The sequence below is a fragment of the Flavobacterium sp. 120 genome (assembly GCF_003633605.1).
Lineage (GTDB): Bacteria > Bacteroidota > Bacteroidia > Flavobacteriales > Flavobacteriaceae > Flavobacterium > Flavobacterium algoritolerans.
This window is the reverse complement of the sequence record NZ_RBKZ01000001.1, coordinates 2203216-2225968: the sequence shown is the minus strand read 5'-3', so window position 1 is coordinate 2225968 and position 22753 is coordinate 2203216. Positions and strand designations below refer to the sequence as shown.

Genomic DNA, 22753 nt, shown 5'->3' with positions numbered 1-22753 from the left:
GTACTTTAAGTTGTTTTAGTATAATATTTTTTCTTTAGCCAAAAAGCAACATTTACTAGAATAATCAAAGCTGGAACTTCTACTAATGGCCCAATGACTCCTGCAAATGCCTGTCCGCTATTGATTCCGAAAACGCCAATAGAAACTGCAATTGCTAATTCAAAATTATTTCCGGATGCGGTGAAGGAAAGCGCAACGGCATCTCTATAATTGGCTCCAATTTTTTTGGAAACAAAAAACATCAGGAAAAACATAATAGCAAAGAAAATCACAAGTGGAACGGCGATTCTAACCACATCCAAAGGTAAATCAACAATCATTTCGCCTTTTAGACTGAACATGACAACGATTGTAAAAAGCAAAGCAATCAAAGTAATGGGAGAAACAAACGGAATAAATTTTTGATTGAACCATTTATCGCTAATGAATTTCTTGATGGCAAAGCGGCTAATTATCGCTAATGCAAATGGAATGCCTAAATAAATTCCAACAGTTGTGGCAATTTGGGCAACCGTAATATTTAATTCCAAGCCTTTTATTCCAAATAATGGCAGCATGATTTCCAAATAAAAATACGCATACAATCCAAAAAAGAACACTTGAAGCAAACTATTAATTCCGATTAAGCCCGCTGTTAATTCCCTATTTCCTTCGGCTAATTCATTCCAGACAATCACCATGGCTATGCAAGGAGCAATCCCAATTATGATTAAACCCGTCATGTATTCCGGATAATCTTTTAAAAAGAATGTTGCCAATGAAAACATTAAAAACGGACCAATAATCCAAGTGATGAAGAAAGAGGCGGTGAGTAATTTTGGCTTTTCAAACATTAAGGAAATTTTTGAAAAATCAATTTTAGTCAAAGGTGGATACATCATCACTATTAATCCAATTGCCAGAGGAACATTGGTCGTTCCGCTTGAAAAGGAATTGATAAAGCCGCTGCTGGAAGGTATAAAATAGCCAATGGAAACGCCAATTATCATTGCCAGAAATATCCAAAGTGTCAAGTAACTATCAAGGAAGTTTAATCTTTTTTTATGTAATGCCATTAGTATGATTTTATTTTGGAGAATACATAGAACATTTCGGTTGCAATTTGCAAACTGCGTTCCTGATATTTTTCTGCTTGTTGAGGCGTATTGTCAAAGGCTTTTGGATCTTCAAATGTGATGGGAATACGTTTTTCTGCACCTGCAATAAACGGACAACCGCCATCAGCCTGTGAGCAAGTCATAATCGCTGCAAATTCACTTTGAGGATTAAAAGCATCATCATAGGTTTTTGAAAAACCAATAATAGGATGTTCATTCTCCGCATATTTTATGGCATAAATTGGATTATTACCTGCTGCAATTACTTTGATTTTAAAGCCTGATTGTTCCAATGTTTTGGCAGCCATAGGAAATAAAGCAGTTGCTTCGGTTCCGCCAGAATAACAAAATACATTTTTTATATTGAAATGTGCGGCTGCAGTTTGTGCCCAAACTTGTGATAAATGACTTCTTCTGGAATTATGGGTGCAAATCAAGTTCAGCCTGATTTCTTGCTGATTCGATGCTTTTGATTGAATAAAATCAATCAGCGGTTGCAAAATAATTTTTCGCTCTGATGATATACTTTCAAAATCAAAAGCAGAGATTATTTTTTCAATTTCTGGAAATAGAATGGTTTTGGTTAGTGTCATTTTATAGTTTTAAAATTAGCAACAGCCACCGCCGGGAGTGCAGCTATTAGTTTGGCTTGAAATTTCAGATAATTTTACTTTTTGTTTTTCTGCTGGAATGCCACATTGGTCTTGGGCTAAACAAGCTGTTTGTTTATTCAAAAGCGTGAATACTTTTCCATTGAAACCTAAGTCATATTTACCAATCGTTTCGGCTTGGTATTCTACTTCAATTTCGTAATCTTCGATTCCTAACACTTTCTCTGAAAGAGCGATAATATCTAAAAGTTTTTTTGGCTTTAATCGGTGTTCGAAATCATTAGCATCCCATAATTGGAAATTTACTACAGTTTCTTTTCGAACTTTTCCACCGCAGTCAATGAATTTTTTGGTGATTAAACCCACCTCAGTTACGTGAAAATGTTCTGGAACATAACTGCCGTTTGGTAATACAAAAGCAACGTTTTCAAGCGTGCTCAACTCTTTTTTAATTTCTGATAGTTTCATATGAGTATAATATTTGTTTTTTAAAGGAATATGGTATCGCCATTCCTAAATTATATTGTTTTTTTTTTTTTTTTTTTTCAGTTCTGGCGATTTCATGATTCTTACAATTTAAAAATTAACAGCATTGATTCTTCTTGTTTTCTAAATAGGTATTGATGTGCTGAAAAAAGCCCTTTATTTTATTAAAACCTTCTTCGTTGAGGCAATAACAAATAGAATTTCCTTCAAAATTACCTTTTATGAGTCCGGCATTTTTAAGCTCTTTCAAGTGTTGGGAAACGGTAGGTTGGGCTAGAGGCAGCTCGTTTACGATGTCACCGCATATACAACTGTTCACTTTGATGAGGTGCTGAATAATGGCAATTCGAGCCGGATGACCTATGGCTTTCGCCAAAATTGCCAATTCGTTTTGCTCGTCTGTAAAATGATCTGATTTAGTAATTCCCACTGTTATATATTTATATTGCAATATTACGATATATATGAATAAAAACCAAATATTGGAATATATTTTTCGCTTAAGTTCTTCAACTACCTTTTTGGTTTATAGTAAGGTAATAGCTTAGCAGTCATCCTGAAGTTTATACTTGCAATAGAAAATGGTTTTTAAGTGAAATTTAATGGATAATAAAATCCCATGAAACAATAGTTTCTAATTTGTTTTCGAAAAATAAGCTTCTAATTTTTATAAATCATCTGATTTACATCCATTTTGATAAAAAATCAATCAACTCTTCTCTCAATTCTCTAAATAATTTTTCAAATACGGCGATGCTTTCTCGGTGTTTTTTATGGTCTGAAAATTTTTCATGATCAACAGCATTGGGATTTTTTTGCACGGCAGCCTCAAGATAGGATTCGTGACTTTTAATATCATGATTTAAGATGTCTATCTGTTCTTTTTGAATAATCAGCTGATTATGGAAATGATCGGCTAAGGAACGTAACTCTTTAGAAGTATTCTTTTCCGCGACTTCCGTAATCCGATTACCCATAATCGTAAGTTCGTCTTTATAAAACAAAAGTTTGTTTAACCACGTTTTGTGTTCTTCGTGTAATTGATAAATTGTTTTTTTAGTTTCCATTTTTTCTGTCTTTTTTAATAATTTGAAATTAATTGAGCTTGAGTCATTTTTAATTTGATAGAAATAGCAAAAAGCAATGTATTAATGGAAGTTTATTCCAAAGCATCAAAGCTCAAATACTTCTTTTGGGATAGCATGAAATCCGACTAGTTTAACTCGATTTTCAATATCGCTTATAGGTATCATTTTCGAAGTGTGAACGGTAAATTCTCTTGGAAAAATTTCAGTATTCAATAAAACCTCTTTTATTCCGTCTAGTTCTAGTAAGCTGGATTTTATTTCTATTAAATCAATGTCTTCAACAGCATTTGTTCCAAAAATTTTACCATGATTACCGGGGATTACATTATCAGTTAGTATACTCATGTTTTTATTTTTTAAGATTAGGAATAGGATAATAGATTGTTGTATTTATGGGTTAAGTGGTTTAAAGTTAGTGATTTATCTTGAATAATTTAAATAATTTAGGTTGGTTTTATTTAAAAATGTTTAACTTAGTGTATTGAAAATCAATTAAATAAGTGTAATATGAATAATAGAAGCAATAAATTGAATTTTGACAAAAGAAAACCGGGTAAGAAAGATAAAAATGCAATTCCGGATTCTCTTTTATATCCTCCAAGTGAAGATATTTATAACCAATTCCATAAAGAGATGGAAATAGATCCAGAAGATCTTTCGAAAAAAAAGTCTCCTGTTGAAATAAATAATATCCGGGAATTGAATGAGAAAAGTTTCGAAGAGGATGTTTCTGGAGGAGATTTAGATATTCCTGGCTCAGAATTAGATGAGGAAACGGAAAACTCCGGAAATGAAGATGAAGAAAACAAACATTATAGTATAGGTGGAGATAATCATAATGATTTAGAGGAAAATTCTGGAGATAAAATGTAATCAATGGGTTTGTCGTAAGTTTTAAATACTAATCCTATTAATCATGTCTTTGAGTGAATACAATCAAAAGCGTAATTTTAATTCCACTTTAGAGCCTGAAGGAAAAATCAAGCAGTCATTGACTGAATTGATTTTCGTAGTACAAAAGCATGCGGCCTCCCATTTGCATTATGATTTTAGATTAGAAATGCATGGAGTGCTAAAAAGTTGGGCGATACCCAAAGGACCGTCTATGAATCCGGCTGATAAAAGATTGGCTATTATGGTAGAAGACCATCCTTATAGTTACAAAGATTTTGAAGGTACTATTCCGGAGGGAAATTACGGCGCAGGGAATGTTATTGTTTGGGACAATGGAACGTATATTTTAGCGGGTGAAGATAGGTCAGGTATCGACGAACATAAATTACAATCCGATTTACAAAAAGGACATCTTAGTTTTATTCTTAATGGGAAAAAATTGAAAGGTGAATTTGCTTTAGTAAAATTAAAAACCAAACAGGAGAATACATGGCTTTTGATAAAGTCAAAAGATCAATATGCAAATGATGAAGATGTTTTGCAACAAGATAAATCTGTACTTTCTAATAGGACATTAGAGAGTATGGGAAAGAAGAGTGGTTAATAAAACAATTTGTGCGTTCCACCTTAATATAAAGAAAGGCGATTCTCTTAGTGGAGAGTCGCCTTTCTTTATATTAAGGAGTCGGGCTATGTGCTACAAGTCCTCATCCCGCCAAAAAAGGCGAGACTGTGGGCTTTTCGCTGCTATCCCTAACGCGAACTTTGGTTAAGTAGAGCTTTTTGTCGTTTTGATGTGTATTTTGGGACCTTATATATAGGATAGAATGGGAAAGAGAAGTTTGTTACTATATAAGGTAAGAGACAAAATATTTAACCTGTTGTGTTCTTTTGTAGGTATTCTGGCAAGTGGAGCTGTTTTTTAGTGCACAAATTGAAGCTGTCAGCCGTATAAAAGGCAATAAAGCTAGAATTTCCCAAGATTTTATAAAGAAGGGAGAGGCAGTTGAAAGTTGCCCATCTTTATTGGAATAGGAGGTTTTGATTTGAAATCCCATTCATCGGGAGTTAAAAGGCAGTTTATCATAAAAAACTTTACTATTCAAGAATCATGTTTTCAGCGAGTTAAAGGATAGGTTAAGAAAACATGAAAAAAAAGGTTTAAAAAAGCTTGTAAAAGTGAATAAAGGTGCTACTTTTGCACCCGCAATGACGCAGACGTTCTTTAGAATACTGACAAGTAAACTGGATTGAGAGAGGGAATTTATTTTCAAAAAAAGATTCAGAAAAGCTTGTGAGATTAGAAAGAGCTTATTACATTTGCACCCCGCAAAACGCGCAAAGTTCCTTGACAAGCTGATAAGAAAACGGTAGTAAAACGGAGATAAAAATTTCCAAAAAAAACTTCAAAATTTTCTTGCCAGTTAAAAAAGAAGTTGTACTTTTGCACCCGCTTCGAGAAACACTTTAAGTAGTGTTAACGAAGGGAAAAACAAAGAAGAACACGTTCCTAGACATATTGAATTGACAGCCGTTTTGAAAGAGATTTCAAAACAAAAGAATGAGAGTAATAGAATCGAGAGATTTGAAAAAACCACTAGAATTTAGTCGAATAAACAAAGAGAGAAGATTTATCTGATCTCACACAATATACGATGAAGAGTTTGATCCTGGCTCAGGATGAACGCTAGCGGCAGGCTTAACACATGCAAGTCGAGGGGTATAGTTCTTCGGAACTAGAGACCGGCGCACGGGTGCGTAACGCGTATGCAATCTACCTTTCACAGAGGGATAGCCCAGAGAAATTTGGATTAATACCTCATAGTATTATAGAGTGGCATCACTTTATAATTAAAGTCACAACGGTGAAAGATGAGCATGCGTCCCATTAGCTAGTTGGTAAGGTAACGGCTTACCAAGGCAACGATGGGTAGGGGTCCTGAGAGGGAGATCCCCCACACTGGTACTGAGACACGGACCAGACTCCTACGGGAGGCAGCAGTGAGGAATATTGGACAATGGGCGCAAGCCTGATCCAGCCATGCCGCGTGCAGGATGACGGTCCTATGGATTGTAAACTGCTTTTGTACAGGAAGAAACACTGGTTCGTGAACCAGCTTGACGGTACTGTAAGAATAAGGATCGGCTAACTCCGTGCCAGCAGCCGCGGTAATACGGAGGATCCAAGCGTTATCCGGAATCATTGGGTTTAAAGGGTCCGTAGGCGGTTTAGTAAGTCAGTGGTGAAAGCCCATCGCTCAACGGTGGAACGGCCATTGATACTGCTAAACTTGAATTATTAGGAAGTAACTAGAATATGTAGTGTAGCGGTGAAATGCTTAGAGATTACATGGAATACCAATTGCGAAGGCAGGTTACTACTAATGGATTGACGCTGATGGACGAAAGCGTGGGTAGCGAACAGGATTAGATACCCTGGTAGTCCACGCCGTAAACGATGGATACTAGCTGTTGGAAGCAATTTCAGTGGCTAAGCGAAAGTGATAAGTATCCCACCTGGGGAGTACGTTCGCAAGAATGAAACTCAAAGGAATTGACGGGGGCCCGCACAAGCGGTGGAGCATGTGGTTTAATTCGATGATACGCGAGGAACCTTACCAAGGCTTAAATGTAGATTGACCGGTTTGGAAACAGACTTTTCGCAAGACAATTTACAAGGTGCTGCATGGTTGTCGTCAGCTCGTGCCGTGAGGTGTCAGGTTAAGTCCTATAACGAGCGCAACCCCTGTTGTTAGTTGCCAGCGAGTCATGTCGGGAACTCTAACGAGACTGCCAGTGCAAACTGAGAGGAAGGTGGGGATGACGTCAAATCATCACGGCCCTTACGCCTTGGGCTACACACGTGCTACAATGGCCGGTACAGAGAGCAGCCACTGGGTGACCAGGAGCGAATCTATAAAACCGGTCACAGTTCGGATCGGAGTCTGCAACTCGACTCCGTGAAGCTGGAATCGCTAGTAATCGGATATCAGCCATGATCCGGTGAATACGTTCCCGGGCCTTGTACACACCGCCCGTCAAGCCATGGAAGCTGGGGGTGCCTGAAGTCGGTGACCGCAAGGAGCTGCCTAGGGTAAAACTGGTAACTAGGGCTAAGTCGTAACAAGGTAGCCGTACCGGAAGGTGCGGCTGGAACACCTCCTTTCTAGAGCTTTAGTGTTAGCTATATGCACGCTAAAGAAAGAAGACGAAAGTTCAAGTTGGAAACAAATCCCAACGTTTTATTACTCTTGCTGTTAGTTCAAATAATACCATTTAAGAATAAGAGTGTCTCGTAGCTCAGCTGGTTAGAGTACTACACTGATAATGTAGGGGTCGACAGTTCGAGTCTGTCCGAGACAACTATTTAAAGCTTAAATAAAAGAAGAAATTCTAGAGTTGAGGAGTTATGAAATATAAATTCATAATTCATAATTCACAATTCATAATTAGATTGGGGGATTAGCTCAGCTGGCTAGAGCGCCTGCCTTGCACGCAGGAGGTCAACGGTTCGACTCCGTTATTCTCCACTATTCGAGTGAGTAGTAAAGAGTAAAAAGTAATTAGTCAAAAACTAATCACTAATTACTAAGGGCTAATCACTAGAAAAAAGTTCATTGACATATTGAGATAAGAAAATAATAAAAAGTAGAAAGCATTTTTTACTTGTTTATCATTAGACAAGTAAAAGAAACGGTCTCGTTTTAATTAACGAGATTGGTACAATAAGCAAAATAAGGGCGTATGGGGGATGCCTTGGCTCTCAGAGGCGATGAAAGGCGTGATAAGCTGCGAAAAGTTACGGGGATTGGCACACACGATACGATCCGTAAATACCTGAATGGGGCAACCCACTATGTTGAAGACATAGTACACCGATAGGTGGGCAAACCCGCTGAACTGAAACATCTAAGTAGGCGGAGGAGAAGAAAACAAAAGTGATTCCGTAAGTAGTGGCGAGCGAACGCGGATTAGCCCAAACCAATGTTGTTACGGCAATGTTGGGGTTGTAGGACCACGTTATTTGTTGCGGATAGAATTAGAATCTACTGGAAAGTAGAGCCAAAGAAGGTGATAGCCCTGTATAAGTAATAGAAGATAACGATAGTGGTATCCTGAGTAGGGCGGGGCACGTGAAACCCTGTCTGAATTTGGCGGGACCATCCGCTAAGGCTAAATACTCCTGAGAGACCGATAGTGAACCAGTACCGTGAGGGAAAGGTGAAAAGAACCGTGAATAACGGAGTGAAATAGATCCTGAAACCATACGCTTACAAGCGGTCGGAGCCCTTTCGTGGGGTGACGGCGTGCCTTTTGCATAATGAGCCTACGAGTTAACGTTGCTGGCAAGGATAAGTGGTTAAGCCACGGATCCGTAGCGAAAGCGAGTCTGAATAGGGCGCTTTAGTCAGTAGTGTTAGACGCGAAACCGTGTGATCTACCCATGGGCAGGATGAAGCGCTGGTAACACAGTGTGGAGGTCCGAACCGGTTGACGTTGAAAAGTCTTCGGATGACCTGTGGGTAGGGGTGAAAGGCCAATCAAACTCGGAAATAGCTCGTACTCCCCGAAATGCATTTAGGTGCAGCGTTATGCGTAAAGTTATATAGAGGTAGAGCTACTGATTGGATGCGGGGGCTTCACCGCCTACCAATTCCTGACAAACTCCGAATGCTATATAATGTTTCATAACAGTGAGGGCTTGGGTGCTAAGGTCCAAGTCCGAGAGGGAAAGAACCCAGACCATCAGCTAAGGTCCCCAAATATATGTTAAGTTGAAAGAACGAGGTTTGTCTGCCCAGACAGCTAGGATGTTGGCTTGGAAGCAGCCATTCATTTAAAGAGTGCGTAACAGCTCACTAGTCGAGCGGACGAGCATGGATAATAATCGGGCATAAACATATTACCGAAGCTATGGATTTGTAATTTATTACAAGTGGTAGGGGAGCATTCTAACAGGGTAGAAGGTGTGTCGTAAGGCATGCTGGACTGGTTAGAAAAGAAAATGTAGGCATAAGTAACGATAATGCGGGCGAGAAACCCGCACACCGAAAGACTAAGGTTTCCACAGCTATGCTAATCAGCTGTGGGTTAGTCGGGACCTAAGGCGAACCCGAAAGGGACAGTCGATGGACAACGGGTTAATATTCCCGTACTAGTTATTACTGTGATGGGGTGACGGAGTGATGAAAGCGCCGCGAACTGACGGAATAGTTCGTTGAAGTACCTACCTATAAGCTGCGCAGGCAAATCCACGCGGCTTGGGGAAATACGATAGTACTCGGAGTCTTCGGACAAAGAGATAGTGCGCCTAAGGGCTTCCAAGAAAAACCTCTAAACTTCAGGTAATAAGTACCCGTACCGCAAACCGACACAGGTAGTCGAGGAGAGAATCCTAAGGTGCTCGAGAGATTCATGGCTAAGGAATTAGGCAAAATAGACCCGTAACTTCGGGAGAAGGGTCGCCAGCAGCAATGCTGGCCGCAGTGAAGAGGTCCAGGCGACTGTTTATCAAAAACACAGGGCTCTGCAAAATCGTAAGATGAAGTATAGGGCCTGACACCTGCCCGGTGCTGGAAGGTTAAGAGGAGATGTTATCTTCGGAGAAGCATTGAATTGAAGCCCCAGTAAACGGCGGCCGTAACTATAACGGTCCTAAGGTAGCGAAATTCCTTGTCGGGTAAGTTCCGACCTGCACGAATGGTGTAACGATCTGGACACTGTCTCAGCCATGAGCTCGGTGAAATTGTAGTAGCGGTGAAGATGCCGCTTACCCGCAGTGGGACGAAAAGACCCTGTGCACCTTTACTATAGCTTAGTATTGACCTTGGATAAATGATGTGTAGGATAGGTTGGAGACTGTGAAGTGGCGTCGCTAGGCGTTGTGGAGTCATTGTTGAAATACAACCCTTTGTTTATCTGAGGCCTAACCCCGTTATGCGGGGGACATTGCTTGGTGGGTAGTTTGACTGGGGTGGTCGCCTCCAAAAGAGTAACGGAGGCTTCTAAAGGTTCCCTCAGTACGCTTGGTAACCGTGCGTAGAGTGCAATGGCATAAGGGAGCTTGACTGAGAGACATACAGGTCGATCAGGTACGAAAGTAGAGCATAGTGATCCGGTGGTTCCGCATGGAAGGGCCATCGCTCAAAGGATAAAAGGTACGCCGGGGATAACAGGCTGATCTCCCCCAAGAGCTCATATCGACGGGGGGGTTTGGCACCTCGATGTCGGCTCGTCACATCCTGGGGCTGGAGAAGGTCCCAAGGGTTGGGCTGTTCGCCCATTAAAGTGGCACGCGAGCTGGGTTCAGAACGTCGTGAGACAGTTCGGTCTCTATCTACTGTGGGCGCAAGAAATTTGAGTGGATCTGATTCTAGTACGAGAGGACCGAATTGGACAAACCTCTAGTGTATCTGTTGTCACGCCAGTGGCATCGCAGAGTAGCTACGTTTGGAAGGGATAAGCGCTGAAAGCATATAAGCGCGAAACCCACCACAAGATGAGATTTCTTTTAAGGGTCGTGGGAGATGACCACGTTGATAGGCTATAGATGTAAAGGCAGTAATGTCATAGTCGAGTAGTACTAATAACCCGTAAGCTTATGTACGCTTTTCTCCCGTCTTTCGGGACGGGAGAAGAAACTTTCTTTTATCCTGAATTTATTTCAGGAACTTCAATACTTTTTCTTTATCTCAGTATGTTAAGATATTATGTGATTAATTATCAATGATAAATTGTTAATTGTTACAATAATTGCCCAAAGCAATTATAACCTCTTAAGGTGGTTATTGCGGCGGGGCTCACCTCTTCCCATCCCGAACAGAGTAGTTAAGCCCGCCTGCGCAGATGGTACTGCAGTTATGTGGGAGAGTATGTCGTCGCCTTTCTTTGAAGAATCCTCATCATGAATTTGATGAGGATTTTTTGTTTTACAGCGGTGAGACGTGTTCGGCTAACGCCTCGACTCGTCAGCTTTCTTTAATCTGTACTTGTTTTTGATTCTTTTAAATCCTAATCATGTATGTGATGATGGTTTTTTACGTTTGATAAGGTTGAGTTTTTATAAACTATTCAAATAAGAATGAAGATTCAAATGAGTCGCATATTGTAATTAGTTTTTATTTATATAGCATTGAATTTAAGTGAGTTACTGCTTGAGTGAAATTAAGAATCACTAGAATAATTTACATAGAGGTTGATTAGATCAAAAAGAGAATTGTTTTTCAATGATTTTATTTAACCTGATTACTTTTAATCTATTGCTTGTTTACTAATAATTAAGCAACAAAAAAGCAGCAAAATATTTTGCTGCTTTTTCAAATTATAAAATGAATAAACTATTCTGCCAAAATTGATTCTGATGTGAGTACATTTAATTCCATCATGCATTTCTTCATCATTTGATATGTTCTTTCAATGTCATTATCTAAACCTATAGAAAACCGAATTAAACCATCAGTCAATCCCATTTCTATTTGTTCATCCATAGGAATCTCGCTAGAAGTTGAAGTTCCTGGAGCACTGAATAAGGTTTTATAAAATCCTAAACTCACTGCTAAATAGCCTAAATTTTTAGCTTGCATCAATTCCATCAGTGCATTTGCTTTTTCCAAAGTACCAACATCTAAGGTCATCATCCCACCAAAACCATATTCGTGATTAATCATTGACGAATACAGTTCATGGCTTGGGTGACTTTTCAAACCAGGATAAACCGTTTTTAGTCCGTCTTTTTCAAAACGCTCTGCAAGATACATTGCATTATGACTGTGTTGTTTCATCCTAATATGTAATGTACGTAAGTTTTTCATCACACTGGCAGATCGCAAACTGTCCATTGTTGGACCCAATAACATACTGGCACCACTATTTACATTTTTTAAACTATCAATAAACTCTTGCGAAGCACACGTTACACCGCCCACCGTATCACTGCTTCCGTTAATGTATTTCGTTAAACTGTGAATCACAATATCAGCACCTAACTTTGCAGGAGAAACTGATAATGGTGAAAAAGTATTATCGACAACCAATTTCAAATTGTGTCTCTCGGCAATTTTTGCCAAACCGGTAATATCAGCTACTTCCAGTAAAGGATTACTCACCGTCTCACAGTACAAAACTTTAGTTTCAGCAGTAATTGCAGCTTCCACAACGTCTAATTTTGTGATGTCTACAAAAGTAGTTTTGATGCCCAATCTTGGCGTAAAATTCTTCAAAAAAGCATACGTTCCGCCATATATAGTTCTGCTGGAAACGATATGATCGCCCGAGCCGCACAATTGCAATAGCGTAGGAGTAATCGCCCCCATTCCTGATGCTGAAACATTTGCGGTTTCCGTTCCTTCCATTGCTGCCAATGCTTTGTCTAAGTATAAATTACTCGGGGAGGAATGACGTGAGTACAAGTAACAGCCTTCCATATTGCCTTCAAAAGTATCAAACATTGTTTTTGCCGATAAAAAGGTATAGGTTGAGGAATCTGAAATAGATGGATTTACGCCACCAAATTCGCCAAAGTACTGTAAATCCTGAATGTTGTCTGCGGGATTGAAATTTTTCATAATTATTTTTTATTGTTATTTGAAGCTATTCCTGCTATTCGCTATATCTTTTATTCGCCGTGGCGAATAAAAGGATGTCGCTGCTATCAGGGCTATGCGATTTCGGTCTGAATAAAATCTATTCAAAATAACAGTGTTATAGATTAATAATCAATACTATTACTTAATATTAGATTTTAAAACTACTAAATTTAAATTGTATGATTTAATTTTCTAAATTAGCTTCTCAAAAAGGATTTATATAGATTTTATTTCAATTCAAATTTCAATAAAAATGACATTAGACGCCATCGATAAAAAATTACTTTTTTTATTGCAATCCGACAGCAAAAAAACAACTAAGGAATTGTCTTTAAAACTTAATCTTTCAGTTACTGCCGTTTACGAACGCATTAAAAAACTGGAGAGAGAAGGGATTATCGATAAATATGTCGTGTTAATCAATCGTTCGAAAGTCGAAAAAGGTTTTGTGGTTTTCTGTCATCTTAAGTTAATACAACACACCAAAGAGTTTCTTACCAAATTTGAAAGTGAAGTGGTAAAACTTAAAGAAGTCCTTGAATGCCATCATGTGAGTGGTGATTATGATTATATACTAAAAATAGTAGTTAAAGATATGGAAGCTTATCGGGAGTTTTTGGTTACAAAATTAACCACATTGGAACATATTGGAAGTACACACAGCACATTCATGATTAGTGAAGTAAAAAACACGACAGTTGTTGATATTTAGAATAAATGTGAATTTAAAGCGGTATTCAATGATAAGTAAATGTTAATTACTAAAAATTCGTAACAAAAAACCTTCGGAATTAAACTTTAAACAAAACTTAATTCCTTAATTTTGTGCAACATTTTATAAAAACACAATAAAAAAATATACTATGAGTTCATTTGACGTAGTCATTATAGGTTCTGGACCAGGCGGATATGTATCAGCAATTCGTTGTGCACAATTGGGTTTCAAAACAGCAATTATAGAAAAATATTCCACTCTTGGAGGAACTTGCCTGAATGTAGGTTGTATTCCTTCAAAAGCATTGCTTGCTTCTTCTCATCATTACAGTGAAATTGTTCATTTTGCAGATCACGGAATTGAAGTTTCTGGTGAAGTAAAAGTGAATTTAGAAAAAATGATTGCACGTAAACAAGCTGTTGTTGATCAAACTTCAGGTGGTGTGAAATTTTTAATGGATAAAAATAAAATTACAGTTCTGGAAGGGTTAGGTTCATTTGTTGATGCTACGCATGTTGCTGTTGCAAAAGCAGACGGAACTTCTGAAACTATCGAAGCTAAAAATATCATTATCGCTACAGGTTCAAAGCCTTCTTCTTTGCCTTTTATCAAAATTGATAAAGAAAGAATCATCACTTCTACTGAGGCTTTAAAACTTAAAGAAGTACCAAAACATTTAGTGATTATTGGTGGTGGAGTAATAGGGATTGAATTAGGTCAAGTGTATTTAAGATTGGGAGCGCAAGTTTCTGTAGTAGAATATTTAGACAGAATCATTCCTGGAATGGACGCCTCATTGTCTAAAGAATTGACTAAAGTATTGAAGAAACAAGGCATGAAATTCTACGTTTCTCATAAAGTGAAATCAGTAGAAAGAAATGGCGAAGGTGTTGTTGTTCAAGCTGAAAATGCAAAAGGAGAAACAATTACGCTGGAAGGTGATTATTCATTGGTTTCCGTGGGACGTCGTCCGTTTACTGATGGATTGAATGCTGATAAAGCTGGAGTGAAAATCTCAGATAGAGGAATGGTTGAAGTAAATGATCATTTACAAACTAACGTTCCTAATATCTATGCTATTGGAGATGTTGTTCGTGGGGCTATGTTAGCGCACAAAGCAGAAGAAGAAGGAGCAATGGTTGCTGAAATATTAGCGGGTCAAAAACCACATATTGACTATAACTTGATTCCCGGTGTTGTTTATACTTGGCCAGAAGTGGCTGCAGTAGGGCAAACTGAGGAGCAATTGAAAGCTTCTGGTGTAGAATACAAAGCAGGAAGTTTTCCTTTCAAAGCTTTAGGACGTGCTCGTGCAGGTGGAGATTTAGACGGATTTGTAAAAATTCTTGCTGATGCTAAAACGGATGAAGTTTTAGGAGTTCACATGATTGGAGCCCGTTGTGCGGATTTAATTGCTGAGGCAGTTACAGCAATGGAATTCAAAGCATCTGCTGAAGATATTTCAAGAATGTCACATGCACATCCAACATTTGCAGAAGCGATAAAAGAAGCTGCATTAGCCGCTACTGATAATAGAGCTTTGCATGTATAATTAAAAATATGAGAGATTAATTCTCGTTTAAAAATAAAGAAACCCGTTCAATTGAACGGGTTTCTTTATTTGTTATGAGTTGAGTTTACTTAGCCTTTAGCTATAAATAAACCTTTATAGTTTTCCCAATGACTGTAAATTAAAAACAGATTCCCTAAAAATAAGAACACAGCGATTGGTATTCCTTCCGGGGATAAGAAAAAGTTAATAAATAAAATGTTTATGGTTATAGGTAATATTAAGATATTGGCTAATGTGACATACCGTCCGGTAATAAAGGATAATCCACAAAGGAATTCCATTGATTTTGCCAAAGGGATCAAATAAGTAGACGCAACTAAGCCCACATTAAAAGCCTTGAAATTTCCAGTAACTTCTGGTTCTGGTGCTAGTTTTAGAAAGAAGCTTACAGACGCATAAAGTAGCAAAAGTCCAATTAAAGTTCGGATAATAATAATTGCAATTTTCATAGTATATGGTTTTTTAGAGGTTACACATTTGAGAATTATTATTTGGGAATAGCACTTTCATCCATATAGAAAATTTCCCATTGATGCCCGTCTAAATCGGCAAAACTATGTCCATACATCCATCCATGATCTTGTGGCTCCATATAAATTGAACCACCTGCATCAACTGCTTTTTTGACCATTTCATCTACTTTTTCTTTGCTCTCGGCATCCATTGCAAGTAAAACTTCGGTATTTTTATTGGCATTGCAAATTTCTTTTTTGGTAAAGTCTTTAAATCGTTGCTCTGTCACTAGCATCGCAAAAATATGTTCTCCTAAAATCATACAAGTAGCCTGTTCATCAGTAAATTGTGGATTGAAAGAAAATCCAAGTGTAGTAAAAAAATCAATTGATTTTTTTAGGTCTTTAACAGCTAAATTGATGAAAATTTTTGAAGCCATAATGAGAATGATTAGACGATTAAAAGAAGCCAAAATTTATCATGCACTATCAAATTTACAAAAAAATAAACTAATTTTAGTATAATCAGTTATTGAAGGTTTATTTTTTATTGTAATTTTGAATTTTAAACACCAATACTTTTTGAGAACTTCAATTTACAAGTCTATTTCTGATCCAAAATTGTTCAAACAGCAACTTTTATTTTGGTCTCAACAGTTTCGAGAAATCATTTATTTAGACAGTAATGATTATCCGCAAAACTATTCCAGTTATGATTGTGTTCTTGCCGTTGATGCATTTACCGCAATAAAGACGGATTATCACAATGCTTTTGAAGATTTAAAACAATACCAGCAAATTACCAAAGACTGGCTTTTTGGCTATTTATCGTATGATTTAAAAAATGATATCGAGCAGTTACAATCTACTAATTTTGATGGCTTAGATTTTCCCGATTTGTATTTTTTTCAACCTAAGAAGCTGTTTTTATTGAAAGGAAATCAACTCGAAATTCAATATCTCAATATGTGTGACGATGAAGTTGAGGAAGATTTTGAAGAAATTGTCGAAAGTCAAAAGTCAAAAGTCGAAGCTGAAGCGACAATAAAAATTCAACAACGCATTTCAAAAGAGCATTATCTTGAAAAGGTTTCAAAAGTCTTGGAACACATTCATCAAGGTGATATTTATGAAGCTAATTTTTGTATGGAGTTTTTTGCCGAAAATGCAATCATTAATCCAATTGAAAAATTTATAAAACTCAACGAAATTTCTCAGCCTCCATTTGCTGTTTTTTTTAAAAACAACAAACACTTTTTACTTTCGGCAACACCGGAACGCTATTTAAAAAAAGAAGGAGAACTGCTTATTTCGCAACCGATTAAAGGAACTGCCAAACGTTTTTCAGATCCAATTGAAGATGAAAAATCAAAAATGCAATTGGCTTTAGACCCAAAAGAAAGAGCCGAAAACATTATGATTACAGATTTAGTGCGGAATGATTTGTCTCGAACGGCACAAAAAGGTTCCGTTGAAGTACAAGAGTTATGCGAAATTTATTCTTTTTTGCAAGTCCATCAAATGATATCAACGGTAACATCAAAAATAGATGCTCAATATTCTGCTGTAGATGCCTTAAAAACTACTTTCCCGATGGGAAGTATGACTGGTGCTCCAAAGATTTCGGTGATGAAAATCATTGAGCAGCTGGAAGAAACAAAACGAGGCTTATATAGTGGAGCAGTAGGGTATTTTGCACCAAACGGAGATTTCGATTTCAATGTGGTTATCCGAAGCATTTTATACAATCAAGAAAAAAAATATGTTTCTTTTTCGGTTGGAAGTGCTATAACTTCACAGTCAATTCCTGAAAACGAGTATGAAGAATGTTTGCTTAAAGCAAAAGCTATGCGAGAAGTTTTAAGTTAAATCAAAATGAATTAATTAAATTTGAACATGCTACAGAAATTCCAAAACCATCTTCTTCATAATTTTCAGTTCTTGAACGGAAAAAAAATACTTCTTGCCACAAGCGGCGGGAAAGATAGTATGGTTATGGTTCATTTGTTGCAGCAATTAGATTATAAAATAGGAATCGCACATTGTAATTTTCAATTGCGTGGAATGGAAAGTTTTGAAGATCAAAATTTTGTTCAGGACTATGCTGCTACAAATAATATTCCAGTATTTGTAACACAATTTGATACCAAAGCTTTCTCAGAAGATTATAAAATTTCTACACAAGTTGCTGCTCGCGAGTTGCGTTACAACTGGTTTTATGAATTATTGGAAACTGAAAAATTCGATTATATTCTTACCGCGCATCATGCCGATGATAATTTGGAAACTTTCCTAATCAACCTCAGTCGAGGAACAGGTTTAGAGGGTTTGACAGGGATTCCAGAACAGAACGAAAAAGTAATTCGTCCACTTTTGGCATTTAGCCAAGAGGAAGTGGAAGAATATGCCAGAATAAATAACATTCAATGGCGCGAAGACAGCAGTAATGCATCAGATAAATACCTTCGTAATAAGATTCGTCATCATTTGGTTCCAATGTTAAAGGAATTGAATCCTAATTTTCTTTCTTCCTTTCATAAAACGCAAACCTATTTGCAAGAAGCACAAGTTATGGTTGAAGATGCTTCTATCATGATTTATCAGCAAGTTGCAAAGCAAGATAATGAAGCTATTTATTTTGATTTGCAGCAATTAAAAAAATTACCAAATTATAAATCGTATTTATACCAATGGCTGAAAGAATTTGAATTTTCGGCTTGGGATGATATTTATGATTTGGTCGAAAGCCAATCTGGGAAATACGTTTTTTCTTCTGAATTCCGATTATTGAAAGACAGAGATTCTTTAATCCTAAGCCCGATAAATTCTGCAAATGAAAAGGAGGAATATTCTATTGCTGAAAATCAAAAAGAAGTTAATATTCCCTTAAATCTTTCATTTTGTAAAGTAGCTGACATTAGTATCGTTTCAAATAAAACTATCTTTGTGGACGCTGATAAATTACAATATCCATTGATTTTGCGCCATTGGAGCGAGGGAGATAGTTTTCAACCTTTTGGGATGAATGGTAAATCGAAGAAAGTGAGCAAGCTTTTTAAAGATGAAAAATTATCATTACTGGAAAAGGAAAACACCTGGCTTTTATGTTCGAATGATAAAATAGTTTGGATTATTGATGTTCGTCAAGATGAACGCTTTAGAATAGATAATACAACAAAGAATATACTTAAAATACAATTAGAATAATGAAGAAACTACTATTTATACTTATTGCTTTTTTGGCTTTTGCCAATGGAAATGCCCAAATTCTTGATCCTGCAAAATGGACCACCAAAATTGAAAAAAAATCAGAGAATAATTATATACTTACTTTTAATGCCATCATAGAAAAAGATTGGCATATGTATTCCCAATTTACAGCTGAAGGCGGATCTTTGCCTTTGGAAATTATTTTCAAAAATCAAAAAGGTAACTTTAATTTAGTTGGTAAAGCCAAAGAAAGCAAAACAACTACTGCTTTCAATGATATTTTTGAAGTTAATGAAACGTACTTTGAGAAAAAAGCTCAAATTCAACAAGAAATTACAATTACAAACCCAAAGATTACAAAAATTGAAGTCAATTTGAATTATCAGGTTTGTAAAGAAGCGTGCATCAATATGGAGAAAAGTTTCACCTTTACGATTCCCGCAGCTTCCAAAACAGCCGAAATAGCTTCTGTAGCATCTGATGTAACTGCAATAGATTCAGCCAAAGTTGACACTGCAGTTGTAAATACAGATGTAATTAGGGAAGGAACTGTTACTCCTGAAAAAGTTCCTGTATTAGATTCTAAACCTTCAAAACAAAGAGGATTGTGGTCTATTTTCTTCATTGCTTTTTTATCTGGATTTGCTGCATTGCTTACGCCATGTGTCTTCCCGATGATTCCTATGACGGTAAGTTTCTTTACAAAACAAAGTAAAACAAAAGCGAAAGGAATAAGAAATGCTATTATTTATGGAATTGCCATCATATTCATTTATGTAGTTTTAGGCTTTTTAGTGACTTGGATTTTTGGTGCGGATGCATTGAATGCGTTGTCTACGAATGTTTGGTTTAATATTATTTTCTTTATTCTGTTAGTTGTTTTTGCTGCCTCATTTTTGGGTGCTTTTGAGATTATGTTGCCTAATTCCTGGGCTAATAAAGTCGATAATCAAGCCGACAGAGGCGGAATAATTGGAATTTTATTCATGGCTTTGGCATTAGCGATTGTATCTTTTTCTTGTACTGGACCTATCGTAGGAACACTTTTGGTTGAAGCTGCTTCTAAAGGGGGAATTGCGCCAATTGTTGGAATGTTAGGATTTTCATTGGCTTTAGCCTTACCTTTTATGTTGTTTGCCATGTTCCCGGGTTGGTTGAATTCATTGCCAAAATCAGGTGGATGGCTGAATACCGTTAAAGTGGTTTTAGGATTTTTAGAATTGGCATTGGCATTCAAATTTTTGTCAAATGCGGATTTAGTATTGCAATTGCATTTCTTGGAAAGAGAAGTTTTCTTAGTAATTTGGATTGCTATTTTTGGAACATTAGCCTTTTATTTATTCGGAAAAATTACGCTTCCGCATGATAGCCCTATGAATCATATTTCGGTGGGAAGATTGTCTTTGGGATTAGTAATTTTGGCTTTTACAATATATTTGATTCCCGGAATTTGGGGAGCACCTCTAAAATTAATTTCTGGTTTTCCACCTCCAATGACGTATAGTGAAAGCCCATACGGTGTAGGAAACTCAAAAGGTGGTTCGAATGCATCATCCCAAATTTTGCCGGAAGGCGCACATTTAGGACCACACGATCTTATTGCTTTCGAAGATTATGAAAAAGGATTGGCTTATGCCAAATCAGTAAACAAACCTATTTTGCTTGATTTTACAGGATATGCTTGCGTGAATTGCAGAAAAATGGAAGATTACGTTTGGTCAGACCCTGCGATTTTAAAAATATTACAAGATGAAGTAGTGTTGATTTCTTTGTATGTGGATGATAAAAGAGAATTACCAAAAAGCGAGCAATATGTATCCAAAGAAACGGGTAAAGAAATTGTAAGTGTCGGAAACAAATGGAGTGATTTTCAAATCACTAAATTTAAAGCCAATGCACAACCGTATTACATCATTTTAGACAAGGAAGGAAATATGTTATCTGACAAACCAGAAAGTTATAACTCAGATATCAATGCCTACAAAGGTTGGTTAAGAGAAGGAATTGATCGATTTAAAAAGGCCGAATAGGCCTTTTTTTTTGTTCCTGATTTGGACTTTAAAGATATTTTTAAACGTTGCTTTTATAGCATATAAAATTATATTTATGTAGGTTTTATTTGGAGAGATTTTTTATCTTTAAAAATTATTTAATCCAAGAAAACTTATGAAAAAACTACTTAGCATTTCTCTTTTTTTTATTGGCGCAATTCTTTTTGCCCAAGATAAAGCAGCAAATTATGTTGCGGATAATTACACCAAAAAAGAAGTGCATATCAAAATGCGTGACGGAGCAGAATTATTTACTTCGATTTACACCCCTAAAGACGTTTCTAAAAAATATCCAATTATAATGCAAAGAACGCCTTATAATTCAGGACCCTACGGAGAAAATCAGTTCAAGAGAAGTATTTCTCCAAGTGAAACCATGATGAAAGAAGGATATATTGTTGTCTATCAAGATGTTCGTGGAAGGTTCATGAGCGATGGTTTATACGATAATATGCGTGGTTTTATTCCAAATAAAAAAGGAAAAAAAGATATCGATGAAGCTTCGGATACGTATGATACGATTGATTGGCTGGTTAAAAATGTGGCTAATAATAATGGGAATGTTGGGACTTGGGGGATTTCTTACCCTGGATTTTATGCCACTTATTCTTTATTAAGTAATCATCCTGCATTAAAAGCAGTTTCTCCACAGGCTTGTATTGCTGATTTCTTTTTTGATGATTTTCATCATAATGGAGCATATTTGTTGAGTTATTGGAAAGTAACGCCATTATTTGGACCTCAAAAAACAAAACGTACTACGGAACCTTGGTATAAATTCACGAATACAGGTATTAATGATGACTACCAGTTTTTCTTGGATGCAGGACCTTTGTCTAATTTAGACAAGTATTACGGTAAGGAAGATGAATTTTGGCAGCAACTGAAAGACCATTCTAGTTATGATGATTTTTGGCAAAAACGTGGTATTTTACAACATTTAAAAAATATAAAACCAGCTGTAATGACAGTAGGAGGTTGGTTTGATGCCGAAGATTTATATGGTCCTTTAAATACCTATAGTACCATTGAAAAGAGTAGTAAAAACTACAATACAATAGTTATGGGACCTTGGAGTCATGGTGATTGGGCTAGAAATTCTGCAAAACAAGTGATTGGTAATATTAATTTTGGCGACAGTATTTCCGGATATTATCAAAAAAATATTGAAGCTAATTTCTTCCGTCATTTCTTGAAAAATAATGGGAAAGGTGAAAACAAATTACCGGAAGCCTATGTTTTTGATACTGGTAGAAAAGAGTGGCAGACTTTTGCAGTTTGGCCTCCTCAAAATACTGCAAAGCAAGATTTCTTTTTGCAAGATAACCGATTGTCAAAAATGGCAAAGAAGAATTTTGCCTTTGAAGAATTTATCAGTGATCCTAAAAAACCGGTTCCTTATTCTGAGGATATTAAACAGCAAGGGCTTACGCCAAGAAAATACATGACGGATGATCAGCGTTTTGCGGCGAGACGTCCTGATGTGCTAGTTTTTGAAACTGAGGTTTTGGCTGATGACACTACATTGGCTGGAGAAATTTTGGCTAAATTGCAAGTTTCCACTACAGGAACTGATGCAGATTGGATTGTAAAAGTGATTGATGTTTTCCCGAATGATGAACCGGAAACAAAAGAAGTTGCTCCTTATTTAAAGATGAGTAATTACCATATGATGGTGCGCAGTGAAGTAATGAGAGGTCGTTTCAGGAACAGTTTTTCAAAACCAGAGCCTTTTGTTGCCAATGAGAAAACGGCAGTAAATATCAAGTTGCAAGATGTTTTTCATACGTTCAAAAAAGGACACAAAATCCAGATTCAAGTTCAAAGTACTTGGTTTCCGTTAATTGATTTGAATCCGCAAACGTTTGTAGACAATATATTTTATGCTAAACCAGAGGATTTTCAGAAACAAACGCATAGAATTTTTAATGATTCAAAAATTGAGTTTACGGTTTTAAAATAAAGACTAAAAGTAAAATAAATATCAAAAT

At 36.8% G+C, this 22753-nt stretch carries 17 protein-coding genes, 2 tRNA genes and 3 rRNA genes; 13 read left to right on the top strand and 9 right to left on the bottom strand.

The window, feature by feature from the left end:
* Positions 1-5: 5 nt before the first annotated feature.
* The 6 genes from arsB to C8C87_RS09465 form a co-directional block, all read right to left on the bottom strand.
* Positions 6-1055: an ACR3 family arsenite efflux transporter gene (gene arsB / locus C8C87_RS09490; protein ID WP_121342434.1), complete on the bottom strand. Its 1050-nt coding sequence runs from the start codon at positions 1053-1055 to the stop codon at positions 6-8.
* Positions 1055-1690, bottom strand: a complete 636-nt coding sequence (locus C8C87_RS09485) for a low molecular weight phosphatase family protein (protein WP_199716378.1) — start codon at positions 1688-1690, stop codon at positions 1055-1057. The genes arsB and C8C87_RS09485 overlap by 1 nt, the downstream gene beginning before the upstream one ends.
* A 15-nt stretch (positions 1691-1705) precedes the next feature.
* Positions 1706-2176 (bottom strand): DUF6428 family protein, encoded by a 471-nt coding sequence (locus C8C87_RS09480; RefSeq protein WP_121342433.1) that lies wholly within the window; start codon positions 2174-2176, stop codon positions 1706-1708.
* 115 nt (positions 2177-2291) lie between these two features.
* On the bottom strand, positions 2292-2624 hold the full coding sequence (locus C8C87_RS09475) for a helix-turn-helix transcriptional regulator (RefSeq protein ID WP_121343340.1): 333 nt from the start codon (positions 2622-2624) through the stop codon (positions 2292-2294).
* 253 nt (positions 2625-2877) lie between these two features.
* Positions 2878-3261 carry a hypothetical protein gene (locus C8C87_RS09470; RefSeq protein ID WP_121342432.1) on the bottom strand — a complete coding sequence of 128 codons (384 nt, stop codon included), beginning with the start codon at positions 3259-3261 and terminating at the stop codon, positions 2878-2880.
* Positions 3262-3366: 105 nt separating this feature from the next.
* Positions 3367-3627 carry a heavy-metal-associated domain-containing protein gene (locus C8C87_RS09465; protein WP_121342431.1) on the bottom strand — a complete coding sequence of 87 codons (261 nt, stop codon included), beginning with the start codon at positions 3625-3627 and terminating at the stop codon, positions 3367-3369.
* A 162-nt stretch (positions 3628-3789) separates the two neighbouring features.
* Here C8C87_RS09465 and C8C87_RS09460 point away from each other — a divergent pair, with 162 nt between their 5' ends.
* From C8C87_RS09460 to rrf, 7 genes are all read left to right on the top strand, one after another.
* Positions 3790-4155 (top strand): hypothetical protein, encoded by a 366-nt coding sequence (locus C8C87_RS09460; RefSeq protein ID WP_121342430.1) that lies wholly within the window; start codon positions 3790-3792, stop codon positions 4153-4155.
* A 43-nt stretch (positions 4156-4198) separates the two neighbouring features.
* Positions 4199-4780: a DNA polymerase ligase N-terminal domain-containing protein gene (locus C8C87_RS09455; protein ID WP_121342429.1), complete on the top strand. Its 582-nt coding sequence runs from the start codon at positions 4199-4201 to the stop codon at positions 4778-4780.
* Positions 4781-5828: 1048 nt separating this feature from the next.
* Positions 5829-7342: ribosomal RNA gene (locus C8C87_RS09450) — 16S ribosomal RNA — on the top strand.
* Between the two features lie 123 nt (positions 7343-7465).
* Positions 7466-7539, top strand: a tRNA-Ile gene (locus tag C8C87_RS09445).
* A 93-nt stretch (positions 7540-7632) separates the two neighbouring features.
* Positions 7633-7706: transfer RNA gene (locus tag C8C87_RS09440), tRNA-Ala, on the top strand.
* 193 nt (positions 7707-7899) lie between these two features.
* Positions 7900-10783: ribosomal RNA gene (locus tag C8C87_RS09435) — 23S ribosomal RNA — on the top strand.
* A 170-nt stretch (positions 10784-10953) separates the two neighbouring features.
* Positions 10954-11063: ribosomal RNA gene (rrf, locus tag C8C87_RS09430) — 5S ribosomal RNA — on the top strand.
* The 16S, 23S and 5S rRNA genes sit together here with 2 tRNA genes alongside, the layout of an rRNA operon.
* A 450-nt stretch (positions 11064-11513) precedes the next feature.
* Here the strand turns inward: rrf and C8C87_RS09425 are convergent.
* Complete coding sequence (locus C8C87_RS09425; protein WP_121342428.1) at positions 11514-12740, bottom strand: aminotransferase class I/II-fold pyridoxal phosphate-dependent enzyme; 1227 nt, start codon at positions 12738-12740, stop codon at positions 11514-11516.
* A gap of 274 nt (positions 12741-13014) precedes the next feature.
* On the opposite strand from C8C87_RS09425, the gene C8C87_RS09420 reads away from it, so the two are divergent.
* Both C8C87_RS09420 and lpdA read left to right on the top strand, forming a co-directional pair.
* Positions 13015-13473 (top strand): Lrp/AsnC family transcriptional regulator, encoded by a 459-nt coding sequence (locus C8C87_RS09420; protein ID WP_121342427.1) that lies wholly within the window; start codon positions 13015-13017, stop codon positions 13471-13473.
* A 151-nt stretch (positions 13474-13624) separates the two neighbouring features.
* Entirely contained in the window at positions 13625-15028 is a 1404-nt protein-coding gene (gene lpdA / locus C8C87_RS09415) for a dihydrolipoyl dehydrogenase (RefSeq protein WP_121342426.1), read from the top strand.
* Positions 15029-15117: 89 nt separating this feature from the next.
* Here the strand turns inward: lpdA and C8C87_RS09410 are convergent, their stop codons facing one another.
* Together C8C87_RS09410 and C8C87_RS09405 are read right to left on the bottom strand one after the other, a co-directional pair.
* A complete protein-coding gene (locus C8C87_RS09410; protein WP_099714970.1) occupies positions 15118-15498 on the bottom strand; it encodes a DoxX family protein in 381 nt (126 codons plus the stop codon).
* A gap of 38 nt (positions 15499-15536) precedes the next feature.
* Complete coding sequence (locus tag C8C87_RS09405; RefSeq protein WP_121342425.1) at positions 15537-15941, bottom strand: VOC family protein; 405 nt, start codon at positions 15939-15941, stop codon at positions 15537-15539.
* A gap of 142 nt (positions 15942-16083) precedes the next feature.
* On the opposite strand from C8C87_RS09405, the gene C8C87_RS09400 reads away from it, so the two are divergent.
* The 4 genes from C8C87_RS09400 (at position 16084) to C8C87_RS09385 (ending at position 22725) form a co-directional block, all read left to right on the top strand.
* Positions 16084-17370, top strand: a complete 1287-nt coding sequence (locus C8C87_RS09400; protein ID WP_121342424.1) for an anthranilate synthase component I family protein — start codon at positions 16084-16086, stop codon at positions 17368-17370.
* Between the two features lie 27 nt (positions 17371-17397).
* Entirely contained in the window at positions 17398-18708 is a 1311-nt protein-coding gene (gene tilS, locus C8C87_RS09395; protein WP_121342423.1) for a tRNA lysidine(34) synthetase TilS, read from the top strand.
* Positions 18708-20741 (top strand): thioredoxin family protein, encoded by a 2034-nt coding sequence (locus C8C87_RS09390; RefSeq protein WP_121342422.1) that lies wholly within the window; start codon positions 18708-18710, stop codon positions 20739-20741. Before tilS ends, C8C87_RS09390 begins: the two co-directional genes overlap by 1 nt.
* A 136-nt stretch (positions 20742-20877) precedes the next feature.
* Positions 20878-22725 carry a CocE/NonD family hydrolase gene (locus C8C87_RS09385; RefSeq protein WP_121342421.1) on the top strand — a complete coding sequence of 616 codons (1848 nt, stop codon included), beginning with the start codon at positions 20878-20880 and terminating at the stop codon, positions 22723-22725.
* The last annotated feature ends 28 nt before the right edge of the window (positions 22726-22753 follow it).